Genomic DNA, 551 nt, shown 5'->3' with positions numbered 1-551 from the left:
TCTTCACTTGACCATATAACCCCAAGCAATCTGGTTATACTATGAAGACGACATTCGCCGAAAATTCGCACTTGCTCATAGAGCAACTCACAAATTTTACCTTAGCCTGATCCGTTACCAGTGAAAGTAACGTTCAGTCTATCTTTCTATCACATACCCAAATTTTTAAAGAACGATCTAATCAAAAGACTAGAAATCAATATTCATCGCGGAATATTCATTTCTAAACTCTTCGACACGTTGAAGCAGTTTATGGTGGAGCCAAGCGGGATCGAACCGCTGACCTCCTGCGTGCAAGGCAGGCGCTCTCCCAGCTGAGCTATGGCCCCATACAAAATTGGTGGGTCTGGGCAGATTCGAACTGCCGACCTCACCCTTATCAGGGGTGCGCTCTAACCAACTGAGCTACAGACCCAATTTCGAGCTTGTAACTGTTAGCGTGAGCTATCAGCTTGGAGCTTAAAGCTGCTTCTATCGTCTTCTTCAATGAATCAAGCAATTCGTGTGGGAACTTATGGAGCAGCTGAGTCGTCGATTAAGGAGGTGATCCA

General features: G+C 45.4%; 2 tRNA genes. Both read right to left on the bottom strand.

Annotated features, from left to right (window positions below):
• Positions 1 to 253: 253 nt before the first annotated feature.
• Positions 254 to 329: transfer RNA gene (locus ACCD00_RS30750), tRNA-Ala, on the bottom strand.
• 9 nt (positions 330 to 338) lie between these two features.
• Positions 339 to 415: transfer RNA gene (locus ACCD00_RS30745), tRNA-Ile, on the bottom strand.
• Between the last annotated feature and the right edge of the window lie 136 nt (positions 416 to 551).

It is taken from the genome of Pseudomonas sp. Pseusp3, from assembly GCF_047304225.1.
GTDB classification, from domain to species: Bacteria; Pseudomonadota; Gammaproteobacteria; order Pseudomonadales; family Pseudomonadaceae; genus Aquipseudomonas; species Aquipseudomonas fluorescens_CD.
Note: the sequence above shows the minus strand (reverse complement) of the source record. Positions and strands in the feature narration are given on the sequence as shown.